Below are 14,900 nucleotides of genomic sequence, written 5' to 3'. Positions count from 1 at the left end.
TCCTTAGTTATTTTGTAGAGGAGGATTTTTTAATTCTAGTTCTGCAGGCCAATTTGATGAGTCAACAAAGTTAAAGTAAGCAACACCAGTAAGACCACCTTTTAAATATTTTTCCTGTTCTACTGCAAGCTCAGCAGGAATCTGAAGCTTAACTTTATACATTAATTTATCACGTTCACTTTTGGTCTCTACATACTTAGGAGTAAATTGAGCTTTTGGTGAAATATAAGTAATTGTTGCTGGAAACACAGCATCTACCCCATCTAACACAATTCTTGCTTCAGAATTTAATTTTAAGTTGGCAATGTCTTGTGTAGGGAGAAATACATTCATATATATATCAGTCGGATCCAACAAAGATACCACTTTGCTACCAGCTCCAATAACATTTCCCTGTTGAACGATTACAAATTCAACTCTTCCATCAATAGGAGCACGCACTACCATATCATCGTCAGCTGATTTAACGGCATTAACTTGAGCTTGAGCTTGATCAACTCCAGCCTCAGCCTCTGCCAAACCTGCTGATGCTGCATCAACTGCAGCTTTTGCTGTTTCGTAATCTAATTTTCTACGGGATAGTTCAACTTGAGAAATAAGTCTTTGGTTATAGAGTTTTTGAGCATTTGAATACTCTAATTCTGCAACTTTTAATTGTTGAGTTCTGGCATCAATCTCCGATTTAACTCTCTCAGTAGCAACTTTCGCTCTATTTTGAGCGGCTTCAGTAGCCGCAAGTTGGGATTTAGATTGCTCAGAAGATAAAGAGACTAGAATTTGATTTTTCTTAACATTCTCCCCTTCAATAACATGAATTTGATGAACTCTACCAGGATACAAACTAGCCAAATCCATACGATCCATTACTAGTCGACCATTGGTAGATACAATCCCCTCTGGCAATGATTTCTTTTCTTTAGTGAAATACCAATATACACCGCCAGCTATAGCAGCCAGAACAATAATAACAACGATTATCTTTTTCATAGCCAAATATTATAGAAACAAAAAAGCCTGATACAACAGGCTTTTTTAAAAAATGAAACAAATGGAATTGAAATTAATTATTTTCCACCGTTAACGATTTCTTTAAGAGCTTTACCTGGAACAAATTTAGGTACTTTAGCCTTTTTGATTTGAATAACTTCTTTAGTGCGTGGATTGCGTCCTTTACGAGCGGCCCTAACATTAACGCGGAAAGTGCCAAAACCTACCAAAGTTACTGGTTGACCTTTCTTCAATGAAGCTTTGATAGCCTCGATAGTAGCATCAAGAGCACGACCAGCAGCCGCTTTAGATAAATCAGTCTTATCTGCAATTTTTTCGATTAATTCGGTTTTATTCATTTGGACCCCTATGTGTACTAAAGAAAAAATTATAAGTGTTTACTTACAAAACGAACCTAAATAATATTAGGATTAAAGTCAATGAGCTTCTACTGCTTGCTCTATGTCTTTTATTATATCCAATAATAACTCAATTCCAACGGAAAAGCGTAAAGTATTATGGCTTATATTCATGTTATTGAGGGTTTCTTGAGACATTTCATAGAAAATTGTCTGGGCTACGGGTATACAAAGCGTACGATTGTCCCCTAAATGCGATGCCAAAATAATGGTTTTAAAATTATTCAACACCGCTTTCATATCAAGATTTTCTGATAATTCAGCAGAAATGAGGAATCCGTAGGCATTGCCACCAGTAAGAGAGCTTGCAAGTTCATGCTGCGCATGCGATTTAAGCCCAGGGTATTTGACATTTTTAAAATATGGACTTTGCTCTAAATATTTAGCCAAACCCAATGCATTCTCGTGAGCACGCTTAACACGCAGCTCCACTGTCTCTAAGCCTACAGAAATTTTATGAGCTGAATCAGCAGAAAGGGTCGCCCCCATATCGCGCAAATACTTTTTCTTAATCTGCGTAATGGCCCATTTTTTACTATCGCCTTTACGATATCGCTCTTGAATATTAGGGTAATTCGACCAATCATATAAACCCGTATCCGTAATAGATCCGCCTAAAGCATTTGCGTGACCGCCCATCGATTTTGACAATGAATGCATTACAAGGGAGGCTTTCACATCGCTACCCTTTAACACAACAGGCGTTAGCATGGTGTTATCTAGAAAAAATATAAGCCCGTGCTTTTCGCAAAAATCGCCTATTCCTTTTAAATCGCTCACTTGCGTCATCGGGTTGGCAATGGATTCGGAAAAAACCAATTTTGTATTTGGCCTAAGTGCTGCTTTAAGATCATCAACTCTAGTAGTATCTACAAAAGTCACTTCCACACCAAAACGCATTAATGTGCTAAAGAAACTATTTGTATTTCCAAAGATATAATGGGAGCAAATAAAGTGGTCACCAGCTTTTAGCAAGGTTAGAAATACACCTGCAATAGCCGCCATGCCAGAAGAGCAACAAACTGTACCCACTCCCTCTTCCATTGCATTAATCTTTGTCTCTAAAGCCGTAGTTGTAGGGGTCCCTTGCCTAGAATAGGCATATCCTGGCTTACTTTGAAATGTAGCGATTAAGTCCTCAACTTTATCAAAAGCATAATGAAGGGTCGCATGAATTGGATATTGAACAGGACGGGTATCGACTTCTAATTTTCTGTCCGAATGTAAAACATTGGTTATAAGAGAGTTTTCATTATTCATTTTATTGAGACCTTTGACGCAAAGTTTCATATAAACACACAGCACTCGCAACGCTTACATTTAGACTCTCTACTGAGCCCATCATTGGAATGCTTACAAGTTGATCACATGTTTCTGAAGTTAAGCGACGCATGCCATCGCCTTCAGCCCCCATAACCCATGCAGTGGGTAATTTTGCATCTATGTCGTAAATACTTGAGTCAGCCGCATCAGTTGTACCTATAAGCCATACTCCTCTCTCTTTTAGTGATCGCATAGTTCTTGCTAAATTCGTAACCATGATATATGGCACCGTTTCCGCCGCGCCACATGCGACCCTTTGAACTGTAGCATTAAGACCTACCGACTTATCCTTAGGGGCAATAACCGCATGTACACCCACTGCATCGGCTGTTCTTAGGCATGCACCTAAATTGTGCGGATCCGTTACCCCATCCAAAATAAGCAAAAAAGCGGGTTCAGTGATTACATCCAAAACATCGTCCACGTTAACAGCAAGCTGTTGAGTAGTGGCAATTGCAACTACCCCTTGATGTTTGATCCCTTTAGCCAAGGAGTCGAGCCTTTGAATATCCACGCCATAAATTTTTAGATTGCACTCCCTTGCTTTATCGAGCAAAGACTGCATGCGTACATCCCTTCTGCTTGAATCAAAATATATTTCTTTTACCGAGTCGGGGGCATGTTTTATGCGGGCATTAACCGCATGGAAGCCCGCTAGTAATTGAGTATTTGACATTATTTCCTTCTTTTACGCGAGGATTTTTTTGTATTAGATTTTTTGAACTCATCTCTTTGTTCTCGTTTCTGCTTTGCACGTCTTTGATGAGCTGTCATGCCTTTTAATTCTTGAGGCTTAGTTTTTGCGGCCTTTTTTCTATAACTTTTTGAGGTGGCAATGGCCTCGTCCATCGCCGCTAATTCTTTTTGAACATTCGAATAAGTCATCCCTTTCACGGGTAGGAAATCAATTTTACGTGCTTCTAAATTAACGCTTGCAACCTGCACATGCAAAGAATCTCCAAGCTTATATCTTTTACCAGTCCTCTCACCGATTAATTCTTGAGTAGCCTCATTGTAGTGAAAGAAATCCGCCCCTAACTCTGAAATATGGATTAATCCATCTACATAGAGAGTATCGAGGGTTACGAATAATCCAAATGGTGTAACAGAGGAGACTTTTCCACTGAAAACTTCACCCGTACGCTCGCGTATAAACCAGCATTTAAGCCATGATTCAACATCTTTTGAGGCTTCATCAGCTCTGCGTTCCATAGCAGACATCTGAATTCCTAGTCTCTCCCATACACCATGTTCATAAACCTTTTGAGGCTCTCCCTTAACTCTCTCATATCCCTCAATACTCGGGCTATATTTTTTCCCCGATAAAATTCCCTTAATTACTCTATGCACAAGCAAATCTGGATAGCGTCTAATAGGAGAGGTAAAGTGTGTGTACGCCTCATAAGCTAAGCCAAAATGCCCTACATTATCTGGACTATATATAGCTTGTTGCATAGAACGTAAAGCTAGGGTTTGAATAATTTGAAAGTCTGGTCTCGCTTTCGCCGATTCAATCATCTTTGCATAATCTTTTGAATGAGGCTCTGCACCACCTTCTAGAGTCAATCCAATATTTCTTAAGTAGCTTCTTAGAGATTCTAATTTTTCGGTCGTAGGTCCTTCATGAATACGGAATAGACCTTGATTCTTTTTTGAGAGAATAAAATCAGCGGCACAAGTATTTGCTGCAAGCATACACTCTTCAATCAATTTATGAGCATTATTTCTAATAAACGGTACGATTTGCTCAATCTTACCCATATCATTACTAATTATCTTAGTCTCAACGGTATCAAAATCAATTGCTCCACGAGCTTGACGTTTAGAATGAAGCAATTGGAATAATTGATATAAATCCATCACATTTGGACGAATATCTTTAAATTTTTGAGATGATGGACCAGCCTCATTTTGAATCATATCCCAGACTTGAGTGTATGTCGTGCGAGCGTGCGAATGTATTACGGCACTATAAAATTGATATGCAGAGACTTCACCTGCCTTGACTCCTGTTTCGGGAATGACCATATCACAAACCAAAACTAAACGGTCGACTTCAGGATTTAACGAACAAAGACCATTAGAGAGCACCTCAGGGAGCATAGGAATCACACGTCGAGGAAAATATACTGAAGTGCCTCTTTCCTGAGCGTCCGAATCTAAAGCATCTTCAGGCTTCACGTAGTGTGAAACGTCTGCTATAGCAACAAGAAGACGCCAAGCCAATCTTTTGCGTTTTTCAGATCCTATATTTACTAATTCTGCATATACCGCATCGTCATAATCACGTGCATCCTCTCCATCGATTGTGATGAAAGGCACATCACGTAAATCAACTCTATTTTTATAATCAGATGCCCTTAATTCTTTTGGAAATGTTTTCGCTAATTTCTGCGTCGCTTCTGAGAATACCGCTGGAACATCAAATTTACGTATAGCAATTTCAATTTCCATGCCTGGGTCATCAATATCACCTAAAACCTCTATCACCTTTCCAATCGGTTGAGAGTATCTAGTAGGTTGTCGGACTATTTCAGTAACCACTACATTTCCGTGACGAGCTGACAATATATCTGCACTAGGAATAATAATGTCATGTTTAATTCTTTTATCTTCTGGAACAACAACCCACTGCCCTTGTTCTTTTAAAAGACGTCCAACTAATTTTTCCGTACCCCTTTCAAGAATCTCAAAAATAGCACCTTCAGGACGACCACGGTTATCTCCAACAACTCGAACAGTAACTTTATCGCCATGCAGAACCTTAAGCATCTCTCGCTCAGGAAGATAAATATCCTCGTTGCAGTCATCTGGAATCAGAAATCCATAACCATCTCTATGTCCTTGTACGGTTCCAGTAATAAGATCATCTAAATTGTCGTTTATTTTGTAACCCTGTCTAACTGATACAAGTTGAGTATCTCTGAGCATAGCCGATAGACGCTTTGCTAAGCCTTGAATGGCAGAATCACGAGTTAGTTTAAAGTGACGTGAAAGAGCATCTAAGCCAATTTGTTTTTTATGCTCGCGCATAAATTTTAAGATTTCTTCGCGGCTAGGAACATCGGGGTCATATTCAATGCCAGTTTCTAGGGCGAGATTATTTGGAATGTCCAATGGGGCATTTTTTTTATTTTTGTTTGACACCATTTACGACTCCTAAATTTACAGTGAGTTTATTTTAACTAGAAAGTTTTTTAATTATTTTTCATATTAGAAAAATTGTTCATATAGATAACGTGCCACCATTAAAAAGCACATGACCACTACCATAGGCCTAATCCACGATGCACCTTTTTTAATAACCACAAGAGATCCTAAGTAAGCTCCGATAATTTGACCTATGGACATTACTATGGCAATGCTCCAGATAGCATATCCACCTAGGACAAATACCAACATCGAAGCTACATTACTAGCGAAATTTAAAGCCTTAGCCGAGCCAGTAGCTTGAATAATATTTTTTCCTCGCAGCAAAATATAAGAAAGAGAGAAAAAAGAACCAGTCCCAGGGCCAAAAGCGCCATCGTAAAAACCGATACCAGGCACTACTGTGCTGTTAAATAAACCTTTAGACATACGCGGTTCAGAATCCACACTCCCTATAGAAGGAGTGAGCAAATAATAAAATCCTATTCCTAAGAGCACAATTGGAATTACTATACTTAGAGCCTTATCATTAAGAAATTGAATGGCAATGGCCCCGAGAACAGCCCCTGTCAATGACGCCATAAATGGTATCCGCATCTCTTTAAAATTAATTATCCCCTTTCTAAGCATCGTGAAAGTGGCTGTCGATGAACCTGCTACACCCTGAATTTTATTTACTGCAAATACTGAAAGCGGAGGAATATTTGAGAGCATAAGAACTGGAATTGTTATTAATCCACCTCCCCCAGCTATAGAATCAATAAAGCCAGCAACAAGCCCCACAGCCAACAGCAATAACAAGTGCAATAAACTAAAATCGAGTTCCATAATCCCTATAAATTAAAAGGTTAGCGTTATTATTCCTACAAAAAGGTATATGATATTTTATTTTTATACTTAGTATGCTTGAGTATTATCAAAACATAAAATTCATTCATGAACATGCAGCTTATCTTAGCATTTCACTGTTCATATTCAGAATAGTTATTTCCTATATAAAGCCTCATTTACTTCAACAAGCATGGGCTAAATATTTGCCGCACCTAATCGACTCGGTCCTTTTTATATGTGCCTTGATGTTAGTTTCAATTTATGGACTAAATCACTGGTTTATCATTTGTAAAATTCTTCTTTTAGTTCTCTATGTTTTGCTTGGACACAAAGCACTTAAAAAGTCTAGATCTTCAAAACAAAAAACAGCCTATTCAATAGCGGCTGTTTCTGTATTTGTATGGATAATTGGTATGGCTAAATACAAATCTCCGCTTGGATGGGCTTTAATCTTTTAAGCTAAATAAGCTTACACATCATCTTATGAGGAATATTTGCATCGTAAAAAATTTCAGCATTTTCTACTAATTCAAAACCTGATTTTTCATAGAAACCAATTGCTTGTAGTTGAGCCGCTAGGCAAACTATTTTATACCCTGCATCTTTAGCGGCATCGGAAATAAAATTTAAAACCATTGCTCCCACGCCCTTTCCTCGATACTCTTTTAAAACAGCCATACGACCTATATGCCCATCAGGGGTTAGTCTTGCGGTTGCAACTGGTTGTTCATGGTCATTAAAAGCAACAATATGAATACAGTCTTTATCTAATTCATCGAGTTCTAATTCTTCTGGAACATTTTGTTCCTCGATAAAAACAATGCTTCTTATAGGTATGGCAAAGGATTTTAGTAAATCCCAGGGACCAATCTGAAGACTTAATCCATTTGATTCAATTCTTTTAAGTTCCAATTCCCTTCTCCAAGAAGCTCAAGTAAATGTGTGTGATGCTGAACAAGTGTTGACCGGTGACCCACACTGATAATCTTAGAATCAGACATTTGTTCCCTCAGCATTTTATACATGTTAAATTCTAGGCCCTCATCCATTGCGGATGTAGCTTCATCTAAGAAAATAACTTTAGGTTGATTGATTAAAATTCTGGCTAAGGCAATGCGTTGTTGCTCTCCTAAAGATAATGTATGAGACCAATTCCCCTCTTCTTGTAGCCTTCCCTTTAAATGTGGCAATGCCACCATATCCAAAATCCTCTCTATTTCTTCACTCTTATAATCACTTACAGGATTTGGATAATATAGGGTATCAATCAAAGCACCCTCGGGCAAGTATGTTTTTTGAGATAAAAACATAACATTATCCTTAGGGACTGTAATCACACCGTTACTATATGGCCATAAGCCTGAGATGCATCTAAACAAAGTAGTTTTACCTGCGCCTGAAGCTCCCTGAATTAACAGAGCTTGACCATTTTGTAATTCAAAGCTTAGATCTTCAACTAATAATTTTTGGGAAGGCGTAAATATATCTACACCCTTTAATAGCAACTTTTCACCATCATGATTCAGATTTGGTTGAGGTAATTTTTCTGCATTAAATATATTGTTATAAAACCCTGTGAGACGATCAAGAACTGCTTTAAATGCAGCAAAATTGTCGTAGATTTCACGGAAGAATGATAATGAGCCACTTAGGGTTGAAAACGCCTGGGCTGTTTGAACCATATCACCTAATTGAATTTTTCCAGCAAAAAAACGCGGTGCTTGGATAATAAATGGAATAACCACCGAAGCTTGAGAAACTACTAAATTAAAACCTTGAAATTTAAGATTTCTAAAAATGATGTCCCAGAAATTCTTGATAACTTCCTTAAACCTTTTTTGTAATTTTTTAAGTTCAAGTTTCTCACCTGCGTAAAATGCAATGCTTTCTGCATATTCACGAATACGTACTAATGAATAACGATAGTTCGCATTTACTTTTTCACTAATAAAATTTAATCGAATTAATGGATGTCCAATCTTAAATGCGACTACTGTGGTGATCAAAATGTAGATATAAATAATAAACACCATAGCACGAGGAATAGTGAAACTTGAGAATTCTATAGGTCCTGACAGATTCCACAAAATAACCGTATAGGCGATGATAGAAACTACAGAACTCAATAAACCTAATGTCAAATCAAGGGCATAAGTAACAAATGATTGTATGTCTAATTGAATCCTTTGATCGGGGTTGTCTATGGGTTCTGAAAGATAGAAACTTCTTAGATAGCTTCTATTTCCCAACCATTTAGAAAGTAAATCATCATTAAGGTTTTCTCTCCATCGAATTCTGAATTTATTTGATAAATAATAAGCTATTAATGCTCTAATAACATGTATAGTTGCCAAGATTGAAAAAACCCCCATCTGCAACCAGAAAGTAGTTTCGTCTACTTTTTGAAGGGCATCATACATGTTCTTATACCAATAGGAAAATAAAACTCCTAGACGGACTCCCAACATGTCCACAAATAAAATAATAGCGAACCCAATGAGGGGATAGTATTTAAATTTATAGCTAGTAAGTCTTGGGTCAAGGAATTTTCTAGCTAAAAACCAGAACTGATTTCCCCAAATAGTAGTTTTAACTATAATGAACCCAACCAAAGCAAGAAAGATTAGGCAGAATAAATAATACCCTGCTACCCATTGCAGGCTATCTAATAGCTCTTTTGACCAATTCATCGTTTGAAATTAAGAGAAATAAGGCTCAATATTTGTTATTTGTTTTTTTTGCGAATTAGTATTATATAAAGTATTAAGATTTATGAAACGTTTTTGAAGTCAAAACGTAATAAAACTGTAAGGATATTTGATGCCCAATTTGCGCAAGCTCGCCTTAGAAGCATTAGAAGAAAATAACATAGATCGTAAATGTGAGCTAACTCGGGCTATATGCGGGGACATTGCCACCTTAGATGTGCAAGAGGTTTTAACACCTTCTTCAAACCTTCCAGGTAGACCTGATAAGCCTGTGCTAATTGACCCTAAAGAAGTTGCTCATAGAACAGCGGGGTCTTTAGCAGGACGAGCTAGCCTTCTTCACTCCATAGCACATATCGAGTTTAATGCAATTAATTTAGCCCTTGATATTGTATGGCGTTTTCCCGATATGCCAAAAGAGTTTTATTCTGACTGGCTTCAAGTGGCTCGAGAAGAGGTTTATCACTTTGGACTTGTTCGTGATCATTTGAAGACCTTAGATTGTGATTACGGAGATATTCCTGCTCATAGTGGATTATGGGATATCTGTGAGAAAACTGCGGATAATTTAAAAGCAAGACTTGCTCTAGTTCCTGTGACTTTGGAGGCACGTGGACTAGATGTTAATCCAGCAATGCAGGATAAGTTGCGTCAAGCGGGAGATATGCGGGCCGTTGAGATTTTAGGAATTATTCTAAGAGATGAAATTGGTCACGTGAAGTTTGGTACTAAGTGGTTTAACTATGTTTGCGATTCTGAAGGAGTCGATCCGCTCAAAACATATCAAGAATTGCTAGAGAACTATGGAATGAAAAAACCTAAGGGACCATTTAATCTTGATGGTAGAAAAAATGCGGGTTTCTCTGATGAAGCCCTGAATTGGTTGAAAAATTTGGAGTAACTATGCTGCCTATATTTATTGGTGTAATTGTATTTTTAGCGGCCATTCTCGCCTTATATTTAGGTGAAGGGTTATTCTCAAGGATTGTCGATTTATTAGATTATCTCTTTGGTGGTTTGTACGATTTTATCGTGTACTACTACAGGGCTCTTTATAATTTTATTATTGATAATCCTTGGAAACTGGTCATTGCGGCTATTATTGCAGTGATAGCTACTATATGGATTGTCAAAAGACAGTCAACCGTCAATTCGAATGACCCTAGGTCTCAAGTAAGCAATGTAAACCGTAAGCGCATGGCCATCATTCTTGCGTTATTAATTGGTTGGCTTGGGGCTCACAGATTCTATCTTAGACAGGTAGGTTATGGGGTACTATATTTAATTCTTTCCTTAATATTTGCACCTTTAGTAGTGCTTATCGGAATATTTGATGCTATTAGGTTTGCCTTTATGTCCGATACTGAATTTAATATTAAATACCCCAGTGCCTCTTAATATTGATTTTAGTTTTTAGCTTCCGAAACTGGTTTCGCATCCTCTTGTTGGGTGACGAAACCAACCTTAGCAATACCAGAATTCTTAGCCTTGCTTAGTGCTTTTGCTACGAATTCATATGGCACCGATTTATCAGCCGCAATAGCTAAAACCACATCAGAATTTTCCTTGTGAGCAGCAACTAATTTAGATTCTAAATCATCTTCAGAATCTAAAAGCTCTGATCCTAATGCATAATTCCCATCTTTGTCGATTGATAGCCTCAACGGCTCCTTAGGCTGCACATCAGAATTAGAAGATACTACTGGCAACTGAAGGGGAATTGAGTGCGTAAGCACTGGCATAGTTATCATAAATACAATAAGTAGAACAAGCATAACGTCCACTAGGGGCGTAACGTTTATGTCTGCTAATGGAGCTGAATCGTCCCCATCTCCTGAACCCATAGATCCGAATGCCATATTAAAGCTCCTGATTTATTACTTGTTGATTAGATGCATGCACATTATTTTGTTGGCAATAAATCTGTGCCCTAGAAATTATTTGCGGATAAAAATCATGGGCAAATGCGTCTAAGTCTTGGTGTAGTGTTTTATTAGAACGTACCAAAGCGTTGTAGACTAGTACCGCAGGTATTGCCACAAAAAGACCAGCAGCAGTCGCAACCAATGCTTCACCAATAGGGCCTGCAACCGCAGCAATACTCATCTGCCCTTCTTTACTTATATTTATAAGAGCGTGATAAATACCCCAAACTGTACCAAATAAGCCTATAAATGGAGCTGTTGCACCGATAGATGCCAAGGCTGTGAGACCACCTTCAAATCCGCGCATTGTTTGCTTAATACTATTGCGCAGACCACGTCCTACAAATTCATCTAATGAAATTTCACGGCCCAAGAAATTTCCATCTGAACTTGTATGTTTTTTCATGGCAATGATTCCATCCTCAGCAACCCTAGAAACTGAAGAGGAATCTTTATTTACGAATGATTCAACTTCATTCATATCACGTGAAGACCAAATTTTAGAGAGAGCCTTTTTGTTTTTTCCTTTCACGACAAGTAGCTTTATAGCTCTCACTATGATCACTGTCCACGTGATTATGCTCATAAGAATCAAAATTAGGAAAACCGCTATCAGTACAGGGTCTCCTTGTTTGAAAACTAATGTTAAATCCATAATTTCATCCTCTGATATTTATCTTTTATTTAGCTTAAAGTTAATTGAAAACGTGTATGTATACGGAATTGCCCTTCCGCCTTGTTTTGCAGGTGAGAATCTATATTTCTCAACCGCCTTCTTAGCAGAATTATCTAGACGTGAGTAACCACTACTTTTAACGACCTGCACATTAGATGCACGGCCATCTGCAGTCACTTGTACCCTCAATCCGACGGAACCTTCTTCTCCTCGCATTTTTGATGCTTGAGGATAAGGAGGTTTTGGATTATTTAAATGCCCGCCAATATGAGTTGCAGGTGTAATAGACCCAGCAGTATTTCCGCCCTCTTTAGTTGCATTACCTACTCCTGATCCCTTACCTTTATCTGAAAGACCTTTGGCTTCAGAACCAGTGTTTTCAGATGGACCTGTAGTTTTTCTAATGGTGCTTACGGGCTCCTTAGACTTCGGTTGTTGCTTAGGCTTTGGTTGTGGCTTAGGCTTTGGTTGTGGTTTTGGTTTTGGTTTTGGTTTTGGCTTAGGCTTTGGCTTCGGTTTCGGCTTAGGCTCTGGTTTTGGTTCAGGCTTAGGTTCAGGCTTAGGCTCAGGTTTTGGAGGGACCACTACATCTGGCTTAAGCTCTTCCTTAATAGGCTTTGGTTCAGGTTCTGGCAATGGAGGTATCTCCATTGGTTCAGGAATAGGTACTGGCTCAGGTTCAGGTTCAGGTTCAGGCTCTGGTTCTGGCAGTGGAGGTATTTCTGCCGGTTCAGGTATAGGCTCAGGCTCAGGAGGCACCATACTTCCAGTAACTTCAGGTAATTCAGCAGGCTCACCACCTGCCGAAGTTCCTTCCATAGACAAACCTGATAAGTCTACATAGGCTAGACTATCTGTACTTAAATCCAATTTAGGAGGGTTTACTTTCAAAAATCCTGAAAATCCAAGTATATGGGATACTGTAACAAAGGCAAATACAGCCCCTGTCAGAAAATTGTCTTTGTTCTGCTTTTTCATTAATATAATTATTCTAAAACGTTAATGATAATAATTCGCATTAACGTTTGAGATTCTATCAGAAAATTTTGAATGTGCAAATAAAATCTTTTTTATTGCCCAAATAATAGGCTTTTATTGTTAAATTTTTATCGTTCGAGGGTTTTTGAAAATGTAAAAAAAAGTAGGAATTTTGATGAATTCCTACTTAATTTTTGAGGTTTATTACTAAATTATTTAATCTCTTTAATAATATCTTGGATAGACCTTCTTGTTTTAGGTTTTTTTGAAAGCTGATTATAGTCATCATCACTTCTATATCCTAATGCAACTGCAACTACTGGTATATACTCACTTTCACCCTGATATTTGTATAGTACCTTAGCCCAATTTTCATGCTCAATTCCTTCCATAGGCGTAGAATCAATACCTAATGAGGCAATTGCTGGGAGAATATAACCTAGAGCAATATAAACCTGTGCCATCATCCAAATTTGAAGCATTTGATCACCCTTAGGCTTCGCCCTCTTTTCATAATACTCAATATGATTTGGTGCTAAGTAATTTGGCATGTTTTTCTCAAGCGACTCTACAGATTTATAAACTGACATTAAAAGGATATGACTGCAATCTGTAACCCTTGCATCATTGTGAAAAGAATAAGGTGCTAGCTCTTTTTTAAGTTCTTGATTAGAAATAAAAGTAAACTGCCACGGTTGACTATTAATAGATGACGGTGCGAGTCTCAATATCTCTTTAAGTGTATCGATATCAGTATCAGAAACCTTTTTAGTAGGGTCATAGACTTTTGTTGTGTATCTTGATTGAGCTAATTCTAAATAATTCATGTGAGACCTCTAAAACAAAATTTAATTATAGTAAACGTATATGAATTTAAAATTTTCTTTTTAGTTTTCTGTAATCGCTGGGATATATCGGGTCTTTTTCACTCCATATTCCAATCCCCTTTTCTTTGGCAATGCTCTCCGCCTCCACCAAATGTGGATCTTTATTAAATTTCCTAAATACCCAGGCATATCCAGATTGAACCATTACTAAATTAATATATTTCATATCGGAGTAAATATGTCCTAGAACTCTGCCAAACTTATCAAAATTTTCGTACTTAATTTGAACATCTTTTTTAAAGATCAGATCTGAGAGTTTCTCTTTTGATTTTGTCCCATATGGCTGACTTTTTTCAGGTGCATCTATGCCTTCTAATCTTACCTTATATCTATTTTTCTCTTTAGTAAGGCATGTAAATGTATCCCCATCGGCAACTCCAACAACTTTACAATTAAGTAACTTTGCGTCGGCAATCTGTAAGCAAAAGAAATAAAGGAACATAAATAAAATATTTTTCATATGCGTCTCCATTGCCAAAGTTTCTATTAAAAAAACATCAAAATCAAGTTATGGTGGACAAAAATAGCATAAAAAAAGGTGGGCCAAAACCCACCCCTTTGCTAATTAGAAAAAATTACCAAGTGTATCCAGCACCAACGCCGACACTGACATCTCCGCGACCATTGCCAGAGACATTTCCTTTCAGTACCCATTTTCCACTATCAGAAATAGTAGAAAATCCAAGCGCCACAGCTGATTGTCCCTTATGAGACCCCCCCCCAATAGCAACCATATTCTGGCCTGGAGCGTAAGCTTGAGGAAGACTTGCAACAGCTACTGCATTTGCTGTGCCCGCATTCATTTCACCTCTGATTTCGTCAATATCCTTTTTGAGATCTTGTATCTCTCTTGTATTAGAAGCAATTAGGCCACTAAAGCCATCGACTTTTTGATTTAGATTGCTAATTGCTTCTGTATTAGTTTGGATATTTGCAGTGTTATTATCTATTTTTTGTGTTATGGCAGTAAGGTCAACTCCACCACCAGTTTTGATTGCAGCAATATCATCTATATT

The 14,900-nt window shown here is 37.8% G+C and carries 17 protein-coding genes; 3 read left to right on the top strand and 14 right to left on the bottom strand.

Going from position 1 to position 14,900, the window contains the following annotated elements:
- Positions 1 to 3 precede the first annotated feature (3 nt).
- The 6 genes from T432_RS0100085 to T432_RS0100060 form a co-directional block, all read right to left on the bottom strand.
- The gene (locus tag T432_RS0100085; RefSeq protein ID WP_028883662.1) at positions 4 to 987 is read right to left on the bottom strand and encodes an HlyD family secretion protein; all 984 of its coding nucleotides are present in this window, start codon (positions 985 to 987) and stop codon (positions 4 to 6) included.
- 77 nt (positions 988 to 1,064) lie between these two features.
- Positions 1,065 to 1,346 (bottom strand): HU family DNA-binding protein, encoded by a 282-nt coding sequence (locus tag T432_RS0100080; RefSeq protein ID WP_014111595.1) that lies wholly within the window; start codon positions 1,344 to 1,346, stop codon positions 1,065 to 1,067.
- Between the two features lie 78 nt (positions 1,347 to 1,424).
- Positions 1,425 to 2,666, bottom strand: coding sequence for a cystathionine gamma-synthase family protein (locus T432_RS0100075; RefSeq protein WP_028883661.1), 1,242 nt, complete (start codon positions 2,664 to 2,666; stop codon positions 1,425 to 1,427).
- 1 nt (position 2,667) lies between these two features.
- Positions 2,668 to 3,405: a 23S rRNA (guanosine(2251)-2'-O)-methyltransferase RlmB gene (gene rlmB / locus T432_RS0100070; RefSeq protein ID WP_028883660.1), complete on the bottom strand. Its 738-nt coding sequence runs from the start codon at positions 3,403 to 3,405 to the stop codon at positions 2,668 to 2,670.
- Positions 3,405 to 5,879 (bottom strand): ribonuclease R, encoded by a 2,475-nt coding sequence (rnr, locus tag T432_RS0100065; protein WP_028883659.1) that lies wholly within the window; start codon positions 5,877 to 5,879, stop codon positions 3,405 to 3,407. Before rnr ends, rlmB begins: the two co-directional genes overlap by 1 nt.
- A 63-nt stretch (positions 5,880 to 5,942) precedes the next feature.
- Positions 5,943 to 6,707: a TSUP family transporter gene (locus tag T432_RS0100060; protein WP_014111599.1), complete on the bottom strand. Its 765-nt coding sequence runs from the start codon at positions 6,705 to 6,707 to the stop codon at positions 5,943 to 5,945.
- Positions 6,708 to 6,781: 74 nt separating this feature from the next.
- Here T432_RS0100060 and T432_RS0100055 point away from each other — a divergent pair, with 74 nt between their 5' ends.
- A complete protein-coding gene (locus T432_RS0100055) occupies positions 6,782 to 7,168 on the top strand; it encodes a SirB2 family protein (protein ID WP_028883658.1) in 387 nt (128 codons plus the stop codon).
- Position 7,169: 1 nt separating this feature from the next.
- Here T432_RS0100055 and T432_RS0100050 read toward each other — a convergent pair whose 3' ends face one another.
- Entirely contained in the window at positions 7,170 to 7,622 is a 453-nt protein-coding gene (locus T432_RS0100050) for a GNAT family N-acetyltransferase (protein ID WP_028883657.1), read from the bottom strand.
- The gene (locus T432_RS0100045) at positions 7,589 to 9,400 is read right to left on the bottom strand and encodes an ABC transporter ATP-binding protein/permease (RefSeq protein WP_028883656.1); all 1,812 of its coding nucleotides are present in this window, start codon (positions 9,398 to 9,400) and stop codon (positions 7,589 to 7,591) included. Before T432_RS0100045 ends, T432_RS0100050 begins: the two co-directional genes overlap by 34 nt.
- Before the next feature lie 130 nt (positions 9,401 to 9,530).
- On the opposite strand from T432_RS0100045, the gene T432_RS0100040 reads away from it, so the two are divergent.
- Both T432_RS0100040 and T432_RS0100035 read left to right on the top strand, forming a co-directional pair.
- On the top strand, positions 9,531 to 10,319 hold the full coding sequence (locus T432_RS0100040) for a ferritin-like domain-containing protein (RefSeq protein ID WP_028883655.1): 789 nt from the start codon (positions 9,531 to 9,533) through the stop codon (positions 10,317 to 10,319).
- Between the two features lie 2 nt (positions 10,320 to 10,321).
- Positions 10,322 to 10,816, top strand: a complete 495-nt coding sequence (locus T432_RS0100035) for a TM2 domain-containing protein (protein WP_014111603.1) — start codon at positions 10,322 to 10,324, stop codon at positions 10,814 to 10,816.
- A gap of 8 nt (positions 10,817 to 10,824) precedes the next feature.
- Here the strand turns inward: T432_RS0100035 and T432_RS0100030 are convergent, their stop codons facing one another.
- The 6 genes from T432_RS0100030 to T432_RS08235 form a co-directional block, all read right to left on the bottom strand.
- Complete coding sequence (locus T432_RS0100030; protein ID WP_028883654.1) at positions 10,825 to 11,277, bottom strand: ExbD/TolR family protein; 453 nt, start codon at positions 11,275 to 11,277, stop codon at positions 10,825 to 10,827.
- 1 nt (position 11,278) lies between these two features.
- Positions 11,279 to 11,998, bottom strand: coding sequence for a MotA/TolQ/ExbB proton channel family protein (locus T432_RS0100025; protein WP_028883653.1), 720 nt, complete (start codon positions 11,996 to 11,998; stop codon positions 11,279 to 11,281).
- A gap of 18 nt (positions 11,999 to 12,016) precedes the next feature.
- A complete protein-coding gene (locus T432_RS0100020) occupies positions 12,017 to 12,997 on the bottom strand; it encodes an energy transducer TonB (RefSeq protein ID WP_028883652.1) in 981 nt (326 codons plus the stop codon).
- 212 nt (positions 12,998 to 13,209) lie between these two features.
- Entirely contained in the window at positions 13,210 to 13,824 is a 615-nt protein-coding gene (locus tag T432_RS0100015; protein WP_014111607.1) for a nitroreductase family protein, read from the bottom strand.
- 46 nt (positions 13,825 to 13,870) lie between these two features.
- Positions 13,871 to 14,344, bottom strand: a complete 474-nt coding sequence (locus tag T432_RS0100010; protein ID WP_028883651.1) for a thermonuclease family protein — start codon at positions 14,342 to 14,344, stop codon at positions 13,871 to 13,873.
- Positions 14,345 to 14,459: 115 nt separating this feature from the next.
- Positions 14,460 to 14,900 (bottom strand): YadA C-terminal domain-containing protein (locus T432_RS08235; RefSeq protein ID WP_169735853.1); only part of this gene is annotated, 441 nt, incomplete at its 5' end.

It is taken from the genome of Taylorella asinigenitalis ATCC 700933, from assembly GCF_000687755.1.
GTDB lineage: Bacteria > Pseudomonadota > Gammaproteobacteria > Burkholderiales > Burkholderiaceae_B > Taylorella > Taylorella asinigenitalis.
Note: the sequence above shows the minus strand (reverse complement) of the source record. Positions and strands in the feature narration are given on the sequence as shown.

Excerpts from the sequence above, each read along its gene's own strand:
- T432_RS0100060 (WP_014111599.1), bottom strand. The coding sequence starts at position 6,707 with ATGGAACTCGATTTTAGTTTATTGCACTTGTTATTGCTGTTGGCTGTG.
- T432_RS0100015 (WP_014111607.1), bottom strand. The coding sequence starts at position 13,824 with ATGAATTATTTAGAATTAGCTCAATCAAGATACACAACAAAAGTCTAT.
- rlmB (WP_028883660.1), bottom strand. The coding sequence starts at position 3,405 with ATGTCAAATACTCAATTACTAGCGGGCTTCCATGCGGTTAATGCCCGC.
- rnr (WP_028883659.1), bottom strand. The coding sequence starts at position 5,879 with ATGGTGTCAAACAAAAATAAAAAAAATGCCCCATTGGACATTCCAAAT.
- T432_RS0100010 (WP_028883651.1), bottom strand. The coding sequence starts at position 14,344 with ATGAAAAATATTTTATTTATGTTCCTTTATTTCTTTTGCTTACAGATT.
- T432_RS0100045 (WP_028883656.1), bottom strand. The coding sequence starts at position 9,400 with ATGAATTGGTCAAAAGAGCTATTAGATAGCCTGCAATGGGTAGCAGGG.
- T432_RS0100040 (WP_028883655.1), top strand. The coding sequence starts at position 9,531 with ATGCCCAATTTGCGCAAGCTCGCCTTAGAAGCATTAGAAGAAAATAAC.
- T432_RS0100085 (WP_028883662.1), bottom strand. The coding sequence starts at position 987 with ATGAAAAAGATAATCGTTGTTATTATTGTTCTGGCTGCTATAGCTGGC.
- T432_RS0100035 (WP_014111603.1), top strand. The coding sequence starts at position 10,322 with ATGCTGCCTATATTTATTGGTGTAATTGTATTTTTAGCGGCCATTCTC.
- T432_RS0100055 (WP_028883658.1), top strand. The coding sequence starts at position 6,782 with ATGCTTGAGTATTATCAAAACATAAAATTCATTCATGAACATGCAGCT.
- T432_RS0100025 (WP_028883653.1), bottom strand. The coding sequence starts at position 11,998 with ATGGATTTAACATTAGTTTTCAAACAAGGAGACCCTGTACTGATAGCG.
- T432_RS0100020 (WP_028883652.1), bottom strand. The coding sequence starts at position 12,997 with ATGAAAAAGCAGAACAAAGACAATTTTCTGACAGGGGCTGTATTTGCC.
- T432_RS0100080 (WP_014111595.1), bottom strand. The coding sequence starts at position 1,346 with ATGAATAAAACCGAATTAATCGAAAAAATTGCAGATAAGACTGATTTA.
- T432_RS0100030 (WP_028883654.1), bottom strand. The coding sequence starts at position 11,277 with ATGGCATTCGGATCTATGGGTTCAGGAGATGGGGACGATTCAGCTCCA.
- T432_RS0100075 (WP_028883661.1), bottom strand. The coding sequence starts at position 2,666 with ATGAATAATGAAAACTCTCTTATAACCAATGTTTTACATTCGGACAGA.